Source organism: Cyclobacteriaceae bacterium, assembly GCA_030584025.1.
In the GTDB taxonomy this organism is placed as follows: Bacteria; Bacteroidota; Bacteroidia; order Cytophagales; family Cyclobacteriaceae; genus UBA2336.
The window spans coordinates 3,687,665-3,707,475 of the sequence record CP129487.1 but is presented as its reverse complement, the minus strand read 5'-3'; the positions used below and the strand labels follow the sequence as shown (position 1 = coordinate 3,707,475).

Below are 19,811 nucleotides of genomic sequence, written 5' to 3'. Positions count from 1 at the left end.
ATCCTGACTTCTTGCGGGCTGCAAAAGCACGGTTATAAGTATGACGAGTATGATCCAGGAGCGTTTCAAACTATTTGCAACAAGGTTGCAAATATAATCATGGAAACGATAATAGAGTTTGACTAAATGGTTCTTTTTATTTTAAATCAGTCGACAATATCGGAGAGCTTGAAGCGCTCAATGAGATAATACAGGAAATTGAAATTAAGCACGGATTCGTCCTGATCAGTTTTTGGCTTGGATTCCGGTTTTTTTGAGGCTGGCTTTACTTCTTCTGTGGTATCGCGGGGAATAGCAGGGGAAGATGTACCTGAATTATTTGAAGGAGTTGTGGTATTCCTCTGATTTTTAACCTCAACATCGCTAAGACCATCCGGTGATGGCTCAACGCGATTCTCCCTGTTGTTTCCGGCACCATAATCCAGATCAGGCAAACGATCATCCTGCCCAAAGGCAAAACTGAAGCAAAAAATGCCCAGCACGGATAGGAAAGCGGTCAGGTTGGTGCGGATTTTCATACGCGTAATGTTGTACAAACGCAAAACAATTGCTTCTTGTTTCAGGAAAGGTAGAAATTTCGTTTGGTGAGAATTGCCTTTATTAGACAAATCTTGGGTTAAAATAGACAAACAGGCATTATTACCCATATTTTTAGGGCATTATGAGCATTTCCTGGCAGGATTTTGAAAAAGTAGACATTCGGGTGGGTACCGTGGTGCGGGCAGAAAATTTTGAGGGGGCCCGTAAACCAGCCATAAAAATCTGGGTTGATTTGGGAGATTTGGGTATCAAAAAATCAAGCGCCCAGATTACCGATTTATATACCCCCGAAACGTTGATTGGCAAGCGTGTTGTCTGTGTGGTGAACTTTCCGGAAAAGCAAATAGGAAATTTTATGTCGGAAGTTTTGGTTACGGGTTTTCCGGATTCCAACAACCGTATTGTTCTTTGTACTACAGATGGTGAGGTGCCCAACGGAGCCCGTCTTTTTTAATCATGAATTTTTCAGCATTACCCGAAATTACAGGCGGAAAACTTTTGCAGCTTTCAGCGGATCGGCCACTGGTGCATTTGCTTACCGACAGCCGGAAACCGGTGGTGCATGAAGGCGCTTGCTTTTTTGCTATTGCAGGCGACAGGCATGATGGACACGATTACATCCGCTCGCTCTACGAATCGGGCGTATATCAGTTTATTGTTGAACGAAACTATCCAACCCGGAATTTGCCTCAGGCCAACATCTTGCAGGTGGAATCAACGGTAGGTGCGTTGCAGAAAATTGTCGCACACCACCGCAAAAAATTTTCGATACCGGTTATTGGCATTACAGGAAGCAACGGCAAGACCATCGTTAAAGAATGGCTATATCAGTTGCTCGCTCACGAATACACCATTGTTAAAAACCCGGGAAGCTATAACTCACAAATCGGTGTGCCCCTTTCGGTGTGGCATATGCAGCCACATCATCAACTTGGAATTTTTGAAGCAGGCGTTTCCTTTCCGGGAGAGATGAATAACCTCCGTGAAATAATCAATCCATCGTTAGGCATATTCACCACGATCGGATCTGCACACGATGAAAATTTCGCAAATCGCACCGAGAAGATCAGAGAAAAACTCAACTTGTTTGCACGGGTGTCAACCCTGATTTATTGCTACGATCACCACGAAATTGGTGATGCGGTGAAACAAACCGAAATACCTGCATTGAACTGGGGAAGCTCGAAACATGCGGATGTTGAGGTTACGCGAAATGACGGAAGCCTCAATATAAACTGGAAGCAAAAACAACTGCAGTTTGATATTCAGTTTCCCTTTGTAGATGCGGCATCTGTTGAAAATGGCTTGCACTGCGTAGTGGCCATGTTAAAGTTGGGGTATGACCCAACCATTATTCAACAACGCGTAAAATTACTCCGCTCGGTGCCTATGCGGTTGGAGTTGAAAGAAGGCATCAACCAATGCCAACTTATTGACGACACGTACAACAATGATTTGGCGGGTCTTCAGATGAGCATTGATTTTTTACGCAACCAACATCAAAAGCAAGCCAAAACCATTATCCTTTCGGATATTCTTGAGTCTGGGTTGGCTGGTGAAGAACTGGTAAAGCGTATTGCAACTTCCATTAACGCCAGTGGAATATCAAAATTCATAGGCATTGGTAAACATCTTTCGCAACACGCAAATTTCTTTCAGGCAGATTCAAAATTCTTTGCAACTACTGACGCGTTTCTTGAATCCATGAAACCCGAGTGGTTTCAACACGAGATGATTCTGGTTAAAGGAGCCCGCGTGTTTCAGTTTGAGAAAATTGTTGCGGCTCTTCAAAAGAAGGTGCATGGTACTGTGATGGAGATCAACCTTGGAGCGCTCGTACATAACCTGAATGAATTTCGTGCAAGGCTAAAACCTGGTACAAAGTTAATGGTGATGGTAAAGGCTTTTGCCTACGGAAGTGGCAGCATTGACATCGCCAACGTCTTGCAGTTTCACAAAGTAAACTACCTGGGTGTTGCGTATGCGGATGAAGGTGTTGAGCTTCGCAGAAACAACATCACTATACCCATCATGGTGATGAATCCATCACCAGATGGTTTTCAGGCCATGATACAAAACAACCTGGAGCCTGAGGTATACAGTTTTAAAGTTCTGCATGAATTGATTGCGTTTTTGAATGGCCAGTCTATGAGCATTCACCTGAAGCTGGACACGGGTATGCATCGATTAGGATTTGAAGAGACAGAAATTGAGGGATTGATTGCCACCCTTTTGGAAAACCCGAATTTGAATATTGCCAGTATGTTCACCCATTTGGCAGGCGCTGATGAAAAGACGCATGATGAATTTTCAAGCCAACAGGTTGATCGGTTTACTCACATGGCCGAAAAAATTTCCACGGCATTAAACATTCAGCCCCTGTTGCATGTATTGAATACATCGGGCATTATGCGTTTTCCCGACTGGCAATTTGATATGGTACGCCTGGGTATAGGATTGTATGGAGCAAGCCCCGTATCCGGGCTAAGTAAACTCAGGCCTGTGGCAACACTTAAAACAGTCATATCCCAAATCAAGCACATCCCGAAAGGAGAGACCATTGGATATGGACGAAGGGGTGTCGCTGATTCAGATATTACGTTGGCCACTATTGCCATCGGTTATGCCGATGGATTTAACCGTGCGTTTAGTCGCGGGGTAGGGCAAGTGTTGATAAAAGGCAAACGCGCACCGGTTATTGGAAATGTATGCATGGACATGACCATGGTTGATGTTACCGGAATTGATGCCCATGAAGGTGATGAAGTGATTGTTTTTGGCGAGGGACTTCCTGTTGATGAGGTTGCTGCCTGGATTAATACCATTCCCTATGAAATTTTAACCAATACAAGTGAACGGGTGAAACGTGTGTTTGTGGCAGAGAGTATGTAGGTTACGTTTTTGAATGTTGACGATTAATGGAATATTAATGACTTTGATATGAGGGCAATTTGGAAGACAGCATTTTTGTTGGTAATTGTGATGATTTCGTTTTCATCGTGTAACGATGATGAAAACGGAGCCGTAAAATCGTATGTAAACAGTTGGATTTACGATAACATGGAATTCTGGTATTACTGGAATACCGAGTTGCCCACAAACCCCAATCGATCACTAGAACCGCCTGATTTTTTTGAATCGCTTCTTTCATCTCAAGATCGCTTTTCGTGGATACAGGATAACTTTGAGGAACTCTTGAATTCGCTTCAAGGCATTACAAAAGAAGCGGGTTATGAATTCAAACTTTATCAGGAACAAGGCACAACAAATGTTTTCATGCAAGTGATGTATATAAAACCAAGCTCACCGGCTGAGAATGCTGGCTTGTTGCGAGGAGACATTATTGAGCTTGTGAACGGTACACAGATGAATCTCGACAACTACCAGAGCTTGCTTAGCAGCCTAAGTGAGAATCATACCATTTCATACAAGCGACACAATGGAACAAACTTTGTTGACCTCGGAACACTCTCATTGACAACTGTTGAATATGCTGAAAACCCGAACTTTCTGCACGAAATCTATTTGATAGATGGAAAGAAAATCGGGTATTATGTGTATACGTTTTTTGCAAACGGGCCAACAGAAAACAGCAATCAGTATAATAGTGAAATGAACGAGGTGTTCTCTGATTTTCAAACCGCAGGTATTACTGAACTGATTATTGATTTACGTTTTAACAGAGGAGGATCAGAAACTGCAACGATTAATCTGGCCAGTCTGATTGCCAAAGACGTAACACCGTCAACTATCTTCGCCAAACGAGAATACAATGACCTGGTAGAAGACGCCATTCTAAATGAACCATCATTAGGCCCTGACTTCCTCACTTCAAAATTTATATCGCTATCACAAAATATCGGAGCACAAATTTCTAAAGTGTATATTCTCACCAGTTCAAATACTGCCTCGGCCAGTGAGCTATTGATTAACGGTTTGCGACCATTTATGGAAGTTAAGCTCATTGGCAACACAACATATGGAAAGAACTATGGATCGATAACTATAACGGATGAAGACAATCCTTCCAATAAGTGGGGCATGCAGCCCATTGTTGTAAAGTCGTATAACAGTTTGGATCAATCCGATTACGACAATGGCTTTACGCCCGACATTTTGGATGAAGACAATGATCTGGTTTTATATCCCCTTGGTGATGTTAATGAACGGCTACTTAATCTGGCCCTTGAAGATATTGTTGGAGGAACAGTTGGTGGTCGTAAAGCTACAGGTGATGTTGCCGGAAATTCAGTTGAATTCAAATCCCTTACTGGCAGAAGATCAAATTACCTGGAAGGCAATGACCAGCGTAAACGACTCAATCGGTTGATGGATACTTTCATGGTTAATCACTAGCCACAACCCAGATTTTTCTTGAGGTCGCGATTGGGCAACCCACCAAAGTCGAACGGGTTTTCGGTTGTTTCTTCTGCTGTTGCAGGAACAGCAGGCTTCTCTGGCTTTTTTTGGTCTTGTTTTGCGTCCTTCTTTTTGGTCTTTGATTTTTTCATACTTAAAGCTAACAACTGATAAGAATCATTGCACGGGCCTGATTTTGCCGTATCTTTGTTTAAAATTAATCTAAATAAGGATGGCAAACGGCAAAAGAAGTGTTGCCCAGATGCGACCGGGGGAAGTGGCGATTATTGCCAGCTTAGAAGATGATGACCTGTCGACCAAATTAATGGAAATGGGTTGCCTTCCCGGGGCAAGCATACGGTTTAACTTCAGGGCTCCGTTTGGCGATCCGGTTTGTATCAGTGTTTCAGGTTATGAACTTTCCCTCCGCGTAGCCGAAGCTTCAACGATTTCTATTCTTAACTAGGCGAATGCAAACTTCAGGCAAACATGTGAAGATTGCGTTGGTTGGTAATCCGAATTCAGGAAAATCATCGCTGTTCAATTACCTCACCGGGCTCAATCAAAAGACGGGAAACTTTCCTGGGGTTACGGTAGAGAAACGGGTTGGGTTTTCTAAAATGCCTGACGGGCACCAGGCACAGTTTATCGATTTGCCAGGCATTTACAGTTTGTATCCGCGCAGTCTGGATGAACAAATTGTTTCAGAGATTTTACTCAATCATAAATCACCTGAATGCCCGGATGCCATAGTGGTGATTGTTGATGCTACCAACCTGAAGCGAAGCCTGTTGTTGGTAACGCAAATCAGCGATTTGGGATTGCCCGTTGTGCTGGCCCTTAACATGATGGACCTGGTGGCGAAAAAGCAAATCAGCTACAACCTGGTTGAGATGTCGCAACAACTGGGTATTCCGGTTGTTCCGATCAATGCCCGCAACGGTATGGGAGTCGATCAATTGAAATCCATATTATGTAAACCCATAGCATTGCCGGGAAAAACAATCTTTCCGGTTTTTGATGAAGCGAAAGCGGGCGTGCAGGAATTGCGTACTGCACTGGAGCTGGATAATGATTACGAAGCTTATCAATTTTTGCAACAACCCAGTACACTTGGTTTTCTCAAGCCAGAAGACCGCGATCTGATTCATCAAGTAAAAGAAAAATATAAATTCTTCCCCGGTAAGTTTCACGGAGCTGAAACGGTGCAACGGTATAGTTTCATTCAGTCGTTGCTTGATAGCGTCACAATCAAACCGGCAATCGAAAGTAAAACCAGTCGCTCTACCGACTTCGATAAAATTCTTACGCATCGCGTATGGGGTTACGCGATATTTTTTGGAATTCTTTTCCTGATTTTTCAAGCCATTTTTGCATGGGCAACAGTACCCATGGATTTTATTGACGGTGTATTTGCTTCGTTCAGCAATTACCTAAGCGAAACATTACCCGATGGGCCATTGACCAGAATGCTGGCGCAAGGAGTTGTGCCAGGCATTGGAGGTATTGTAATCTTCATTCCGCAGATTGCCATTCTTTTTGCGTTCATTTCTGTTTTGGAAGAATCGGGCTATATGTCGCGCGTGGTTTTTTTGATGGATAAAATCATGCGCAAGTTTGGCTTGAATGGTAAAAGTGTTGTGCCGTTGATTTCCGGAGTGGCTTGTGCAATTCCCGCTATCATGGCTACGCGCACTATCGATAACTGGAAGGAGCGAACCATTACCATATTGGTAACACCCTTGATGAGTTGTTCGGCACGGCTACCGGTGTTCACCATTTTAATTGCCTTGATTGTGCCGGAAGATATGGTCTTCGGATTTTTTAACCTGCAAGGACTTGCACTAATGGGTTTGTACTTGCTCGGGTTCGCAGCAGCCATGCTCTCAGCCGTTGTCATTAAGATGCTGATCAACGTAAAAGAACGCAGTTACCTGATTATGGAAATGCCTACCTACCGTTGGCCCAAATGGTCGAACGTGGGGTACACCATCTATGATAAAACAAAATCATTTGTATTTGAAGCCGGTAAAGTAATTCTGGCGATAGCGGTTGTATTGTGGGTGCTAGCATCATATGGGCCGGGCGATCATCAGGAAAATGCCAGGGAATATGTGTTGAAAGAATCGGAGAACCTGCGCTTAACGGAACAGGGCCTTGAAGATCGCGTGGCTGCCTACAAGCTCGAGCACTCGTACGCAGGGATACTTGGAAAAAGTATTGAGCCGATTATACGCCCGCTGGGATATGATTGGAAAATTGGCATTGCGTTGGTGACTTCATTCGCAGCGCGCGAAGTTTTTGTGGGCACTATGGCCACTATCTATAGCATTGGAAGTGAGGAAGATCAAACCACTATAAAAAGTCGAATGAAAGCGGAGATCAATCCCGAAACAGGCGGTCCACGTTACACACCCGCAGTGGGTTTTTCGCTGCTTGTCTTTTACACATTTGCCATGCAATGCATGAGTACCATCGCAGTAGTTTATCGCGAAACGAAAGGATGGAAATGGCCCATGATTCAATTGGTTTACATGACCGTGTTGGCATACGTTTCGGCCTTCATTGTATTTCAATCGCTTAGCTGAAGCAGGTAAAAGGATTTTCTTTTATATTTAATGGCTAAACCGCTATTATGACTTCAAGCTATCATTTGGGTATATTAAATCTTACGCATCTGCTTATTAGCGCAGACGGCATTATTGATGATCAGGAAAAGCAAGCGCTTACCCGCCTCAGGAAGCTTGAGCAGATTGATGACGCTGTATTTGAAACATTCTCTCAGGCGGTCCAATCAAAAAAAGAACGCGACATTTATAAGGAGGGCATTGATAACATAAATGCCTGCACAGATGAAGAAAAATTACGAGCACTTGCATTACTTTATAAAATGTCGGAAGTAGATGGGCGGGTGCACGCCAAAGAAGTGCGGCTATTGTTGTATTCCATCAAGTTAACCGGTATCGAGTTTGATGATGTAGTAAAAAAGGCCGGTACGATTCAATCTTTATTCTGATAATCATGAGACATGTTACTGCATTTTTGTTGACTATATTTTTATGGTCATGCGGAAAACCCGTGCCCACACCTAATGTGTTTTCTGATCCGGTACGCGTTCAGATCGCTGAACTTCAGGATCGCAGGAATACGGACAGCCTGCTTATTTTTTTACAACATGAAAATTCGGAATACCGGAGCGCAGCAGCATTAGCATTTGCTTCCATTCAGGATACACTGGCAGTTGAAAAGCTAGCCATTCTGTTACAAGATGTTGACCAATCGGTTCAGGAGACAGCTGCGTTTGCACTTGGCCAAACGGGAGGGACCGCTGCATTTCAAGCGCTTTCTTCTGGCGCATTCAATTCACCGATTGTTAAAGAAGCATTAGGCAAGACAGCAGCGCAAATTGAATCTTCAAAACTTGACGCATGGGGCTTATATCGTCTTGCGTTAAGCGGTAAAGCAGACTCTACACACGTCAATCGTGCCACTCAACTTCTGGCTCCAACTAGTTCGGAGGAAGATCGCTTTGGGGCAGCACATTTTTTTAGTAGAACTACTTTGAAAATTGATTTGGCCAAGCAACAACTGCTGCAAGCTTTGCGATCGGATTCATCAGCCTATGTTCGTATGGCTGTTGCTTCAGCTTTGCGCAAGATTGTTTCTGCAGAGGTACAACAGGCGCTCAAAGAAGCTATTGCTCATGACCCCGATTATCGGGTGCGGGTGAATGCGGTTCGTGCGCTCGCCAATTTTCCAGTTGATGATTTTGCTCAAAATTTGATTGAGGCCCTGAAGGATGAAAGCGAACCGGTTGCCATTGCTGCTGCTGAAACCGTTGCATCATTGAATTTCGAAGGACAAACACAACTATTGTCGCAGCAAGTCCAAACCACAAATTCGTGGCGTGTAAAAGGAAATTTATACGAGTCCCTTTTGGCAAGCGGTAAGAATTCCGATTCGGTAGTAGAAGAAATTATAGCCCAATTTGAAACCACAGAAAATCCATACGGAAAGGCGGCACTATTAACCGCCTTGAGGCAGGCGCCAGCAGCTCATTTATTTGTTCAAGAGCAACTTGATTCATCCGTTCCGGTAATCAAGTCGTCTGCTGCGGCAGCGCTGGTATCTATGAATCGTCACCGGTTGTTTCAACCATCCATGCAGCAAGCTTTTATTGACGCATATCGAAAAGCCATGCAAACCGGAGATGCCGCTGTGATCGGCACCGTTGCTGCCGCACTTATGAATCCTTCGCTTAACTATAAGAAGCTGATCACCGATTATCAGTTTTTATACGAAGCGAAATCAAACCTTTCTTTGCCCCGCGACAATGAAGCACTTCAACCCCTGGAGGCCTCGATAGCGTATTTTGAAAATCGCGAGTTGGAAAAACCGGTTGCGAATGAATTCAACCATCCAATTGATTGGGCTTTTGTAAAAACCATTCCAAGGGATCAGCAAGTGCGCATTCAAACCTCAAAGGGTGATATTATTATTCAATTATTTGTTGAGGAGGCTCCAGGCTCGGTGGCCAACTTTCTTCAGTTAACCAATTCCGGATACTTTAATGGAAAGAATTTTCATCGGGTGGTTCCCAACTTTGTCATTCAGGGAGGGTGTAACCGGGGCGATGGTTGGGGCAGCGAAGATTACTCCATCCGGTCAGAATTTTCCATGTGCAAATACAAGGAGGGTTCTGTAGGGATGGCATCTGCAGGAAAAGATACGGAGGGAACACAGTGGTTTATAACACACTCACCAACACCACATCTCGATGGTCGCTATACCATTTTTGCCGAAGTGGTTTCAGGGATGGATGTGGTTCATCAAATGGCGGTGGGCGATCAAATAATACAGGTGGAAGCGTTATAAGCATAAAGCATCCATTGTCGGCTGAGCCGATTGCCTTAACTTCGTGCACAAAATTTGTACAGTTGAAAAAGCCTTTCAGTCAGAATTTTACCATAGGCATACTCGGTGGCGGTCAGCTTGGGCGCATGCTCATTCAATCGGGTATTGATTATAATCTTTCCTTTAAAGTACTTGATCCTGATCCGCAAGCACCTTGTAAAAACCTGGCCGACTTTCATACAGGAAAACTAACAGATTATGAAACGGTGATGCGGTTTGCACATGACTGCGAGATTGTCACCATCGAAATTGAAAATGTTAACACGCAGGCGCTAAAAGACCTGGCAAAACAAGGCAAGAAAATTTATCCGCAACCGGAGGCAATTGAGCTCATTCAGGATAAACGCAGCCAGAAAAAATTTTATCAGGAGAATGGAATTCCCACAGCCGAATTCATTTTAACCGATACGCAGAAGGCTGTTGAACAGCACATTGGTTTCTTACCTGCTGTACATAAGCTGGGCAAAGAAGGGTATGACGGCAGGGGAGTGCAAATCCTTAAAACCAAAGCCGACATTGCAAAAGCATTTGATGCACCCGGTGTACTTGAAAAACTTGTTGATTTTGAAAAAGAGATTTCCGTTATCGTAGCGCGTACGGCAGCAGGCGAAATAAAAACCTTCCCTCCTGTTGAAATGGTATTTCATCCTGTGCACAACCTGGTCGAATATCTTTTTTCTCCGGCAACGATCACGGATAAAATAGCAAAAGAAGCAGACCGCATTGCATGCGATATCATTGAAAAACTTGGTCTTGTTGGACTTCTCGCTGTTGAGATGTTTGTAACCAAACAAGGCGATGTGCTGGTGAATGAAGTCGCGCCACGTCCACACAACAGCGGCCATCAAACTATTGAGGCAAACGCAACTTCACAGTATGAGCAACATTTGCGCGCCATCACCGGCCTTCCACTGGGCAGCACCGAAGTATTGATTCCAAGCGCTATGGTGAACCTGTTAGGCAGTGACGGACATACGGGCCCGGCCCTGTATGAAGGCTTTGAGGAGGTAGTGAAAGTTCCGGGCGTGCACGTTCACTTGTATGGTAAGAAGAATACCAAGCCTTTTCGTAAAATGGGCCACGTGACAATCGTGGATCACGATATCAATTCATTGAAGGAGAAGGCTAACTTTGTAAAGAACACCCTTAACGTTATCGCATGACAAAACCACTTGTGGGCATTATCATGGGCAGCCAGTCAGATTTGAAAATCATGAAGGAAGCTGCCGAAGTACTGGAAGAACTAGGTGTTACCTATGAACTTACGGTGGTATCGGCCCACCGCACGCCTTTGCGCATGGTTTCATATGCTCAAGAAGCCAGAAAACGAGGGTTAAAGGTAATTATTGCCGGGGCTGGGGGTGCAGCGCATTTGCCCGGCATGGTGGCTTCCATCACTTCATTGCCGGTAATTGGGGTACCGGTTAAATCATCAAATTCGATTGATGGTTGGGACTCCGTTCTCTCTATCCTCCAGATGCCTGCCGGTGTTCCGGTGGCCACAGTCGCCCTTAATGGGGCCAGAAATGCCGGTATATTGGCCGCCCAGATAGTGGGAAGCCATGAAAAAAAGGTCGCCACACGCCTTGATAAATTCAAAAAGTCGCTGCAATTAAAAGTGGAATCTGTTGCCAAATCGATTGAAAAGAAGGGTTGGCGTGAGGCAGAGCAGTAATTTTTACTAAAAAGCCCTATCTTCCGTTCTCATTAATCGTTTTGCTTATGAAGCCGAATGAAAAAGGCTGGCTAAAAGAGTACCTCGAGTTTAGAAAAGAACTGTTTCGGGATCTTACCCGCGAGAAGCGAGCGTCTCATCCGGAGCAATCCCTGTATCGGATCATGCACCCAACGGGGTTGATGTATGGACATTCGGTTGGAAAAATTGATCATCCGTTGGCCGAGGGCTGGAATGAAAAGGATCGGATGAAAATTTTGCTGGCTGAAAGTCTGATCAGCAGTGCACTTGTTTATCACAGCAAGCCATTGAATTCATTTGAAGAGGTTTCTCAGGTTTTTGTTCGTTCGCTGGAGAGCATCGGAAGTTTTTATAACAATATTTTTCCTGAACTCGCTACGCCTACAAAAACGATTTTTGGAAAGAAGCGATCAGCCATTGATCTGGTGGAAAGAATTTTGGAGAAGCGCATTGATCGGGCCGCTTCATTTAAAGGAAATTTTTGGAGCAGCTTTTTTCATAGCAGCCTTCTCTTTCTGGACGTTTATATTTTCGGACAATGGATACACACCAATGCTGACAGGATTGTTGCGGATTTCTTTCGGTACGAGCGCGAAGAGTTGCGATTCTCTGTGATTAAAGTGATTGCTGCTGCTGCTCACTCCGATCAGGTGATTAATTATGAAGAAAATAAACTGTTGGAGTATTTCCTGCAAGGAACTGAATTGACGCCTGAGAAGCGTAGAGAAGCACTCTTGATTTTTAACAAGGGGATAAGTGTTGACGAGATCAATCTTCCTTCAGAAAATTCGTGGATCTTGAAAAAGTACTTTTTAGAGATAGCCATTCTTACCACGTGGGCAGACCGGAAAGTTGAACGTGCTGAGCATGCGTTTCTCCGTTACTTTGCCGATTACCTCGGATTTAGTGAAGACGACCTGGAATACAGCATGATTGCTGTGGAAGGTTTTGTATTGGAGCATTGGGAACAGCTTGAGTATTTGCAAGATAAACAAGACTATCAGCGTGTTAGCGAACACTACATAAGCAGAGTAGCTAAACTGGCAGAGAAAAATAAAAGCCGGTTGATCCGAGAAGTGCAGGAAAACAAGAACCTGGTGGCCTTGTTGGAAAAAGCACGAGCACAGGAATTAACACCCGTTGAGTCCGAGAACGTTCAGGAGCAACTTTTAACCGCGCTTAAGGCAATTCCTACGTTTGTTATCATTGCCTTGCCACAACGATTTTTAACGCTGCCCGTATTGATGAAGGTTTTGCCCCGCGACATTTTCTTCAACAAAGACACGTACTTCGATAAGCAGAGTTAGATTCTTTCAGAGTCAAGGACGAAAAGTTACAATAGATTTTTCTGGGTGACCGCTAGTCTTCCTGCGCTTGAACTTTGCGCGGAATAATAATTGAGAATAGAATAGAGAGAATCAGCGTGGCAATGATTACCGAAAAGGATAGGTAAACGCTGATGTGCACGTCCACAATCTCCAACAACATTTTAGCTCCAATGAAGAATAAAATGATGGATAGACCTTTTTGCAACAGGTAGAACTTGTCAATAATGCCCGCTAGCAAAAAGAACATGGCACGTAAACCAAGAACCGCAAAGATGTTGGAAGTATAAATAAGGAATTCGTTTGTGGTGATGGCAAAGGCAGCCGGAATAGAGTCAACGGCAAAAATTAAATCAGTTGTTTCAATTAAAACAATTACCAGGAACAAAGGCGTAAAGAAAAGCTTCCCTTTTTCAAAGAAAGCAAATTGCCCACCGCGGTCATCAATTGAAATCGGCAGATACTTTTTACAGATTTTTAGAATCGGATTTTTCTCCGGCTCAATTTTTTCGTCTCCATCCTCGAAATAAATGCGGATACCCGAATAGATAAGGAACACCCCGAAGATGTAAAGAATCCAGTGGAATTGGTGAATGAGGTATGCGCCAACAAAAATGAAGACAGCACGGAAGATAATAGCACCTAAAATTCCCCAGAAAAGGATCTTGTGATAATAGGATTCATCAACACGGAAATATTTTAAGATCAGTAGGATAACAAATATGTTATCAATGGATAAGGCTTTTTCCGTGAGGTATGCTGAAAAATAGAGCAAGCCTGCATCCGTTCCGGTCAGGAATTTTTCAACCCCCTTTTCGAGGTAGGCATAGGGCCCCATGAAGTAGATCAACAAGCCAAACAGCGTGGACACAAACACCCAGAAAATGGATTGCCACAAGGCCGATTTTGTCGTGATTTTATGGGCTTGTTTGTTGAAGATCCCCAGATCGAGGATCAGAAAAATGATGATGACAACCCCGAAAAGGCCAAACAACAACATTTCATTGTCGTTTCCTTCAAACAGCGAAATCAAAAGGATATTTAGAGGGCTATGCAACTTGTTTCTTATTTCTTCCCTCCAAGCAGCCTAAATGCCTCATAATCAGTAAAAAGGACTACTGGAAGATTTCAAAAGTACAACTATTTTTCTAACTCAAAAACTCCCATCGGCTAATTATGCCGGTTGTATGGGCAGAAATCCGTTCACGAACATTTAGCACATACACCCTGAATCAGCAGGTTGATTTCACCGGGCAGGTAACCTTTGGGAAGCTTAACAGGGGGGACTTCAGTATCCAGGCAATTGGTTTGCCCGCAGCGAACACACTTAAAATGAACATGATCGTGGTGATGGCCAGTCATGGTACAGGCTTCGGTACACAAGGCATACTTTAACGCACCCTCGTCATCAAGCACTTTATGAATCAGGCCTTTGTCCAGAAAAGTCTTCAATGTTCGGTATACTGTAACCCGGTCAAAATGTGATGGGATGCCTTTTTCAATGTCGGCATGGGCCAGGGCATAATTCTTTTTCAGGAAGAAATTGAGAATGGCTTTTCGGCTAGGGGTTGACCGAAGTTTGAATTCTTTTAGCAGTTGCGGAGAACCGTTCATTGTTCGTGTAGTTGCATTTTAAGCAGGTTGCTATACAAACCGTTGTTAACCTGGGTAAGTTCTGCATGCGAACCCATTTCTGCAAGTTGCCCCTGGTTGATTACAAAAATACGATCTACTTTTTTAATGGTACTTAACCGGTGTGCAATGATAATGGAGGTTCTGCCTTCCATTAGTTTTTCAAGGGCCTGTTGCACCAGGTATTCTGATTGCGAGTCGAGTGAGCTGGTGGCTTCATCTAGAATTAAGATGGATGGATTTTTTAAAATGGCGCGGGCGATGGCAATACGCTGCCGTTGGCCACCCGAAAGTTTTACCCCACGTTCGCCAACCAACGTTTCGAATTGTTCTGGGAAATTTTCAATGAACTCAAGGGCGTTTGCTTTTTTAGCGGCCAGCCGGATTTCATCATCCGATGCCCCCGGATTTCCGTAGGCAATGTTTTCGCGGATGGTGCCGCCAAACAAGATCACTTCTTGTGGTACAATGCCAATATTTTTCCGGTAATCGGTCAGGCTAAACTCACGAATGTTCAATCCATCTGCTTTGATTACGCCATCGTTAACCGGATAGAAGCGCAGCAACAAATTAATGATAGTCGATTTTCCTGAACCACTTTGGCCAACCAATGCAATTTTTTCGCCAGCACGAATATGAAAATTCAAATCTTTCAACACAGCAAAATCAGGGCGGGTTGGGTACGCAAAGTTCACCTGTTCAAAAACAATATCTCCTGAAAGCTTTGCTGAAACAGTTGAAGAAAGTTCTGCTTCACCTTTCTGATCTAAAATTTCCAACAACCGTTCGGACGCACCGATGGAGCGTTGTAGTTGCGTATACAAATCACCAAGTCCGGCAATGGAGCCTCCGATAAACGAAGTGTAAATAATAAAGGAGAACAACTCCCCAACGGAGAGCAAATCATTTTGTACTAACCAGGCCCCATACCAGCCTACGGCTACAATGCCACCAAACAAGGCGAGAATAACGAATGAAACAAAGAAGCCCCGATACTTTGCTGTTCGAACGGCTACCTGAACAACTTCATTCAATGATTTTTTAAAGCGCAGTAACTCAAATGCTTCATTGGTAAACGCTTTCACCACCTGAATGGATTGCAATGACTCTTCAACAATCACATTAGCCTCAGCAAGTTTGTCTTGCGTTTTCCGCGAAAGTTTCCGGATACTCTTTCCAAAGATTAACGCGAGAATAACCAACACCGGAAAGGTGAGCAACATGAAAACCGTAAGTTGTGGTGCCAGCACGAAAATAATGGCCGTACCAATAATCAGTGTTAATGATTGTCGAAGCAATTCGGCCATGGTGGTTGTGAATGTATCCTGCAGCGTACCCACATCCGATGTTATCCTGCTCATCAGCTCTCCCACCCTTCGGTTATCAAAAAAAGTTAAAGGCAACCAAACAATCTTTTGAAAAACATGCTGCCGAAGGTCAGCGAGTGTTCGTTCACTGGTAACGGAAAACGAGTACACGCGCATAAACGAAAAAAGACTTTGTACCAGTAGAATGCCTAACAACGTAAGAGCAACCTGATTGATGGTGCTGAAGTAGGGAATTTTCTTTCCATCGGCCAGGTCAAGTAATTGACCCGCCAGATATGGAAATGATAGAATGGTTGCGCTGGAAAGCACCAGGCAGATTAAACCAAGAATGAACAGCCATTTATGCGGAAGCATAAAGCGGAATATGCCACCGAGTCTTTTCAATGAATCTTTATTAACCTTACGTTTATCTTCTTCGCGTAAGGGCTCTTGCATATGTCTTTTAGCCATGAATATTAGTTGAACTTAACGGTGCCATTGATCACAAAGTGGACGGAGTCACCGGCAAACATTTTTTGTCCTCCTTCAACGGAGTAGGATGTGAGTATGTTTTTATTGTATACATCCGAAAACTCCATAACAAGTTTTCGTTGCGTCTTCATTAGGGCATTATCCTGCTGGTATAGTGCCTCAATTTTCCGAAGCTTGTTCAGGTTATCGAGGTAAAAGAGCTTTACATAGCGTACAGGCAAATCTTCAGTAGTTTGAAACGCACGAATGGTAAGGTTACTGGAGGCATCACGCAGTCCATCTTTCACTTCATAGCTCACCCGATAGGCTGGCTTGTTAAACAATTCGATTTCTGAAAAGATGTCTAATTCTCTTTTCCACGCGGCAGTATCCAGTGAAGAGAGTACGGTGTCCTGCTTTACTCCATTAATGATACCCGATTTGGCAAGAGATGCACTAAGCGAAGAGAGATCAACCACTTGTGTGGTAATCAGGCTATCGATGTTAAAATGTTTGGTTTGCGTTTGTGCAGGTCTTTCACAAGCGCCAAACATCAAAGCAATTGACAATCCGATTAAAATAAAAACAAATTTACTGAACGTATTATGCATCGATCAACACATTACCGGTCATCTCTTTAGGAATATTCACACCAATCAATTTGAGAATAGTCGGAGCAAGATCTCCCAGTTTTCCGTCTTTGATTTTTCCTTTATAAAAATCCGATACCAAAATGCACGGAACCAGGTTGGTGGTGTGTGCCGTGTTTGGTGTGCCATCTTCATTTATCATGCAGTCGGCATTACCGTGGTCGGCAATGATAATGGTTGCGTAACCATTTTTCAAAGCAGCCTCCGTTACTTGTCCGGCACAGGAGTCAACGGTTTCGCAAGCCTTTACAGCAGCATCAAATACACCGGTATGTCCCACCATATCCGGGTTGGCAAAATTCAAACAGATAAAATCGACTTCTTGTTTGTCCAACTCGGGTATGATTTTGTCTTTGATGTCGTTTGCACTCATCTCGGGCTTGAGATCATACGTTGCAACTTTCGGTGAAGGGCACAGTATGCGACTCTCACCTTCAAAAACTTCTTCACGACCTCCTGAAAAAAAGAACGTTACGTGCGGATATTTCTCTGTTTCGGCAATACGAATTTGTTTTTTACCCGCATTTGCTAAAACCTCACCGAGCGTATTTTCTAAATTATCTTTTTCAAAAATGACGTGTACATGCTTAAATGTTTCGTCATAGGTGGTAAGTGTGGTGTAGTGCAGGTTAAGTTTTTTCATACCCGCTTCAGGAAAATCCTGTTGGGTTAACGCTTGCGTAATTTGTCTGCCCCTGTCGGTTCGGAAGTTGAAGCACAGTACAGCATCACCATCCTGAATGGTGGCCAACGGTTTTTCATTTTTAGTAACAACTATCGGCTTTATAAACTCATCGGTCACTCCTTCTCCGTACGATTGCTGCACTGCATCAACCGCATCGGTTGTGGCCTTACCGGTTCCATGAACCATCAGATCATACGCAAGTTTTACGCGCTCCCAGCGCTTGTCACGATCCATGGCATAGTAACGACCAATCACACTGGCAATTTTTCCGGTGGTTTGTTTAAGATGATTTTCAAGGTCTTTCAAAAAGCCGACACCACTTTTCGGATCGGTATCACGTCCATCCATAAACGCATGAATAAACACGTGCTCAACATTGTGCTGATGTGCGATGGAAACAATTCCCTTCAAGTGGTCAATATGTGAGTGTACACCACCATCCGACAATAACCCGATGAGGTGAAGCGACTTTTTATTTTCTTTTACATGTTTGAAGACGTCAAGCAAAACCGGGTGGGTATCGAGTTCGTGATCTTCAATGGCTTTGTTTACACGCACTAAGTCCTGGTACACCACACGTCCGGCACCAATGTTCATGTGCCCCACTTCTGAGTTACCCATCTGGCCTTCAGGAAGCCCAACCGCTAAACCGGAAGCCTGTAACCTGCTATGCGGATAGCGCGGATACAAGGAGTCCATAAAGGGAGTCTTGGCTTTATCAACAGCCGAAACATTTTTGTTGGTGGCAATTCCCCAGCCATCCAGTATCATCAGCAGCACTTTACGATTCATGGTATTAAAATGAAGGTGCAAATATACCATGTATTCGGCCATTTTAGGGTTACTTTGCATACATGAAAACCCAGGCTGATTTCGTTTGAGAATAGGCATTATGGCATAATTTTGGGTTAGATTTATGGTTATGAAAAGGGTTTTGATTGTTGGGCTGCTGGTTTTAGGGTTCCTGCCTGCGTGGGCACAATCGGGTAATTTGGTCGATCTGGTAAAAGAGTCCATTAAAGCCGGTAGCGCCAAAGAACTGGCTAAGCACCTGAATACCTCCGTTGATGTAACCATAGATGGCAAGCCTGAAACATATAGCCGGGCCCAGGCCGAGTTTGTATTGCGCGATTTCTTCAAGGCAAATCCGCCATCTGAGTTTAATATCATTCACCAAGGATCTTCTAAGGGTGGACAACCTTTTGCCATTGGTCAGTATAAGAGCGGTGATAATACCTTTCGGGTCTGGATGAAAATTAAGGTTTCCGGAAATCAGTCTTTTGTGCAGGAAATCTCCTTCGTTAAGGAATAATTGTTTCTGCAAATCTTCTTTTAGATAGTCGTTGATTGCGGGTGCTGTCTATTTTTGCAGCGTGAAACCCGCCTATATAACGGATGCCTTTTTACGGCAATTTATCTCACAAGCCTTTAGTGAAGATGTTGGCGATGGAGATCATTCTACGTTAGCCTCAATTCCTGAATCAGCCACGGGTAAAGCCCGACTTTTGGTAAAAGATGATGGAATTCTGGCGGGGGTAGAATTGGCCATTGAGATTTTTAGGCATTATGACCAAAAGCTTGAAGTGGAGCAATTACTCGCTGACGGAGCCGTGGTGAAAAGAGGTGCTGTAGCGTTTACTGTTACGGGCTCTATTCGCTCCATCCTTACCACTGAGCGGCTTGTGCTAAACTGCATGCAGCGCATGAGCGGCATAGCCACAACGACCAATAGGTTAGTAAAACTGGTTGCCGGAACACGAGCACAATTACTGGACACACGAAAGACCACCCCTAATTTTCGCTTGCTTGAAAAGTGGGCTGTATTGCTAGGCGGAGGGGCCAACCATCGCATGGGCCTTTACGACATGATAATGTTGAAGGATAATCATATTGATGGTGCTGGCGGCATTGAACAGGCAATCAATCGAACAAAAGACTATCTTCGCACCTCCAAAAAAGACTTGAAGATTGAAATTGAAACCCGAAACCTGGATGAGGTGGGCGAGGTTTTGCGGGTAGGAGGGGTAGATATCATTATGCTCGATAATATGAGCCTGAAGGACATGAAAACAGCGGTAGCGTTAATAAACAACGAGTATAAAACAGAAGCCAGTGGAGGAATAACCGAAGAAACCATCCGTAAAGTTGCCATGTGTGACGTTGATTACATTTCGGTAGGAGCCCTGACGCATTCCGTTAAAAGTCTCGACCTGAGTCTGAAAATGTATTAAG

The 19,811-nt window shown here is 43.9% G+C and carries 19 protein-coding genes; 12 read left to right on the top strand and 7 right to left on the bottom strand.

Features of this window, described 5'->3' with window-relative positions:
• Window positions 1–146 precede the first annotated feature (146 nt).
• Window positions 147–518 carry a hypothetical protein gene (locus QY309_16790; GenBank protein ID WKZ59506.1) on the bottom strand — a complete coding sequence of 124 codons (372 nt, stop codon included), beginning with the start codon at window positions 516–518 and terminating at the stop codon, window positions 147–149.
• Between the two features lie 140 nt (window positions 519–658).
• Between QY309_16790 and QY309_16785 the strand changes: the two genes are divergently transcribed.
• Genes QY309_16785 through QY309_16775 form a run of 3 tightly spaced genes read left to right on the top strand, consistent with a single transcriptional unit; the run spans window position 659 to window position 4,896 of the window.
• Entirely contained in the window at window positions 659–994 is a 336-nt protein-coding gene (locus QY309_16785; GenBank protein WKZ61716.1) for a tRNA-binding protein, read from the top strand.
• Window positions 995–996: 2 nt separating this feature from the next.
• A complete protein-coding gene (locus tag QY309_16780; GenBank protein WKZ59505.1) occupies window positions 997–3,432 on the top strand; it encodes a bifunctional UDP-N-acetylmuramoyl-tripeptide:D-alanyl-D-alanine ligase/alanine racemase in 2,436 nt (811 codons plus the stop codon).
• Window positions 3,433–3,480: 48 nt separating this feature from the next.
• Entirely contained in the window at window positions 3,481–4,896 is a 1,416-nt protein-coding gene (locus tag QY309_16775) for a S41 family peptidase (protein ID WKZ59504.1), read from the top strand.
• Here the strand turns inward: QY309_16775 and QY309_16770 are convergent.
• The gene (locus QY309_16770) at window positions 4,893–5,051 is read right to left on the bottom strand and encodes a hypothetical protein (GenBank protein ID WKZ59503.1); all 159 of its coding nucleotides are present in this window, start codon (window positions 5,049–5,051) and stop codon (window positions 4,893–4,895) included. The genes QY309_16775 and QY309_16770 overlap by 4 nt on opposite strands.
• Before the next feature lie 80 nt (window positions 5,052–5,131).
• On the opposite strand from QY309_16770, the gene QY309_16765 reads away from it, so the two are divergent.
• The 7 genes from QY309_16765 to QY309_16735 all read left to right on the top strand — a co-directional run bounded on the left by QY309_16765 (window position 5,132) and on the right by QY309_16735 (window position 12,816).
• Window positions 5,132–5,365 carry a FeoA family protein gene (locus QY309_16765; GenBank protein ID WKZ59502.1) on the top strand — a complete coding sequence of 78 codons (234 nt, stop codon included), beginning with the start codon at window positions 5,132–5,134 and terminating at the stop codon, window positions 5,363–5,365.
• A gap of 4 nt (window positions 5,366–5,369) precedes the next feature.
• Complete coding sequence (gene feoB / locus QY309_16760) at window positions 5,370–7,487, top strand: ferrous iron transport protein B (protein WKZ59501.1); 2,118 nt, start codon at window positions 5,370–5,372, stop codon at window positions 7,485–7,487.
• A 47-nt stretch (window positions 7,488–7,534) separates the two neighbouring features.
• Window positions 7,535–7,915, top strand: a complete 381-nt coding sequence (locus tag QY309_16755; GenBank protein ID WKZ59500.1) for a TerB family tellurite resistance protein — start codon at window positions 7,535–7,537, stop codon at window positions 7,913–7,915.
• A 5-nt stretch (window positions 7,916–7,920) separates the two neighbouring features.
• Window positions 7,921–9,774 carry a peptidylprolyl isomerase gene (locus tag QY309_16750; GenBank protein ID WKZ59499.1) on the top strand — a complete coding sequence of 618 codons (1,854 nt, stop codon included), beginning with the start codon at window positions 7,921–7,923 and terminating at the stop codon, window positions 9,772–9,774.
• 62 nt (window positions 9,775–9,836) lie between these two features.
• The gene (locus tag QY309_16745; GenBank protein ID WKZ59498.1) at window positions 9,837–10,976 is read left to right on the top strand and encodes a 5-(carboxyamino)imidazole ribonucleotide synthase; all 1,140 of its coding nucleotides are present in this window, start codon (window positions 9,837–9,839) and stop codon (window positions 10,974–10,976) included.
• Entirely contained in the window at window positions 10,973–11,488 is a 516-nt protein-coding gene (purE, locus tag QY309_16740; protein ID WKZ59497.1) for a 5-(carboxyamino)imidazole ribonucleotide mutase, read from the top strand. Before QY309_16745 ends, purE begins: the two co-directional genes overlap by 4 nt.
• Before the next feature lie 47 nt (window positions 11,489–11,535).
• Window positions 11,536–12,816 carry a hypothetical protein gene (locus QY309_16735; protein WKZ59496.1) on the top strand — a complete coding sequence of 427 codons (1,281 nt, stop codon included), beginning with the start codon at window positions 11,536–11,538 and terminating at the stop codon, window positions 12,814–12,816.
• A gap of 52 nt (window positions 12,817–12,868) precedes the next feature.
• Here the strand turns inward: QY309_16735 and QY309_16730 are convergent, their stop codons facing one another.
• The 5 genes from QY309_16730 to gpmI form a co-directional block, all read right to left on the bottom strand.
• Window positions 12,869–13,867 (bottom strand): TerC/Alx family metal homeostasis membrane protein, encoded by a 999-nt coding sequence (locus QY309_16730; GenBank protein ID WKZ59495.1) that lies wholly within the window; start codon window positions 13,865–13,867, stop codon window positions 12,869–12,871.
• Window positions 13,868–14,037: 170 nt separating this feature from the next.
• Complete coding sequence (locus tag QY309_16725) at window positions 14,038–14,448, bottom strand: transcriptional repressor (GenBank protein WKZ59494.1); 411 nt, start codon at window positions 14,446–14,448, stop codon at window positions 14,038–14,040.
• Window positions 14,445–16,244, bottom strand: a complete 1,800-nt coding sequence (locus tag QY309_16720; protein ID WKZ59493.1) for an ABC transporter transmembrane domain-containing protein — start codon at window positions 16,242–16,244, stop codon at window positions 14,445–14,447. The genes QY309_16725 and QY309_16720 overlap by 4 nt, the downstream gene beginning before the upstream one ends.
• Before the next feature lie 5 nt (window positions 16,245–16,249).
• Window positions 16,250–16,855 (bottom strand): hypothetical protein, encoded by a 606-nt coding sequence (locus QY309_16715; GenBank protein ID WKZ59492.1) that lies wholly within the window; start codon window positions 16,853–16,855, stop codon window positions 16,250–16,252.
• Window positions 16,848–18,371, bottom strand: a complete 1,524-nt coding sequence (gene gpmI / locus QY309_16710) for a 2,3-bisphosphoglycerate-independent phosphoglycerate mutase (GenBank protein ID WKZ59491.1) — start codon at window positions 18,369–18,371, stop codon at window positions 16,848–16,850. Before gpmI ends, QY309_16715 begins: the two co-directional genes overlap by 8 nt.
• A gap of 130 nt (window positions 18,372–18,501) precedes the next feature.
• Here gpmI and QY309_16705 point away from each other — a divergent pair, with 130 nt between their 5' ends.
• Window positions 18,502–18,891 (top strand): DUF4783 domain-containing protein, encoded by a 390-nt coding sequence (locus QY309_16705; GenBank protein WKZ59490.1) that lies wholly within the window; start codon window positions 18,502–18,504, stop codon window positions 18,889–18,891.
• A 61-nt stretch (window positions 18,892–18,952) separates the two neighbouring features.
• The gene (gene nadC / locus QY309_16700) at window positions 18,953–19,810 is read left to right on the top strand and encodes a carboxylating nicotinate-nucleotide diphosphorylase (GenBank protein ID WKZ59489.1); all 858 of its coding nucleotides are present in this window, start codon (window positions 18,953–18,955) and stop codon (window positions 19,808–19,810) included.
• Window position 19,811 lies beyond the last annotated feature (1 nt).

Coding starts and splice junctions, on each gene's coding strand:
- feoB (WKZ59501.1), top strand. CDS start 5,370: ATGCAAACTTCAGGCAAACATGTGAAGATTGCGTTGGTTGGTAATCCG.
- QY309_16750 (WKZ59499.1), top strand. CDS start 7,921: ATGAGACATGTTACTGCATTTTTGTTGACTATATTTTTATGGTCATGC.
- gpmI (WKZ59491.1), bottom strand. CDS start 18,371: ATGAATCGTAAAGTGCTGCTGATGATACTGGATGGCTGGGGAATTGCC.
- QY309_16705 (WKZ59490.1), top strand. CDS start 18,502: ATGAAAAGGGTTTTGATTGTTGGGCTGCTGGTTTTAGGGTTCCTGCCT.
- QY309_16775 (WKZ59504.1), top strand. CDS start 3,481: ATGAGGGCAATTTGGAAGACAGCATTTTTGTTGGTAATTGTGATGATT.
- QY309_16770 (WKZ59503.1), bottom strand. CDS start 5,051: ATGAAAAAATCAAAGACCAAAAAGAAGGACGCAAAACAAGACCAAAAA.
- QY309_16715 (WKZ59492.1), bottom strand. CDS start 16,855: ATGCATAATACGTTCAGTAAATTTGTTTTTATTTTAATCGGATTGTCA.
- QY309_16780 (WKZ59505.1), top strand. CDS start 997: ATGAATTTTTCAGCATTACCCGAAATTACAGGCGGAAAACTTTTGCAG.
- purE (WKZ59497.1), top strand. CDS start 10,973: ATGACAAAACCACTTGTGGGCATTATCATGGGCAGCCAGTCAGATTTG.
- QY309_16735 (WKZ59496.1), top strand. CDS start 11,536: ATGAAGCCGAATGAAAAAGGCTGGCTAAAAGAGTACCTCGAGTTTAGA.
- QY309_16725 (WKZ59494.1), bottom strand. CDS start 14,448: ATGAACGGTTCTCCGCAACTGCTAAAAGAATTCAAACTTCGGTCAACC.
- QY309_16755 (WKZ59500.1), top strand. CDS start 7,535: ATGACTTCAAGCTATCATTTGGGTATATTAAATCTTACGCATCTGCTT.
- QY309_16765 (WKZ59502.1), top strand. CDS start 5,132: ATGGCAAACGGCAAAAGAAGTGTTGCCCAGATGCGACCGGGGGAAGTG.
- QY309_16790 (WKZ59506.1), bottom strand. CDS start 518: ATGAAAATCCGCACCAACCTGACCGCTTTCCTATCCGTGCTGGGCATT.
- QY309_16720 (WKZ59493.1), bottom strand. CDS start 16,244: ATGGCTAAAAGACATATGCAAGAGCCCTTACGCGAAGAAGATAAACGT.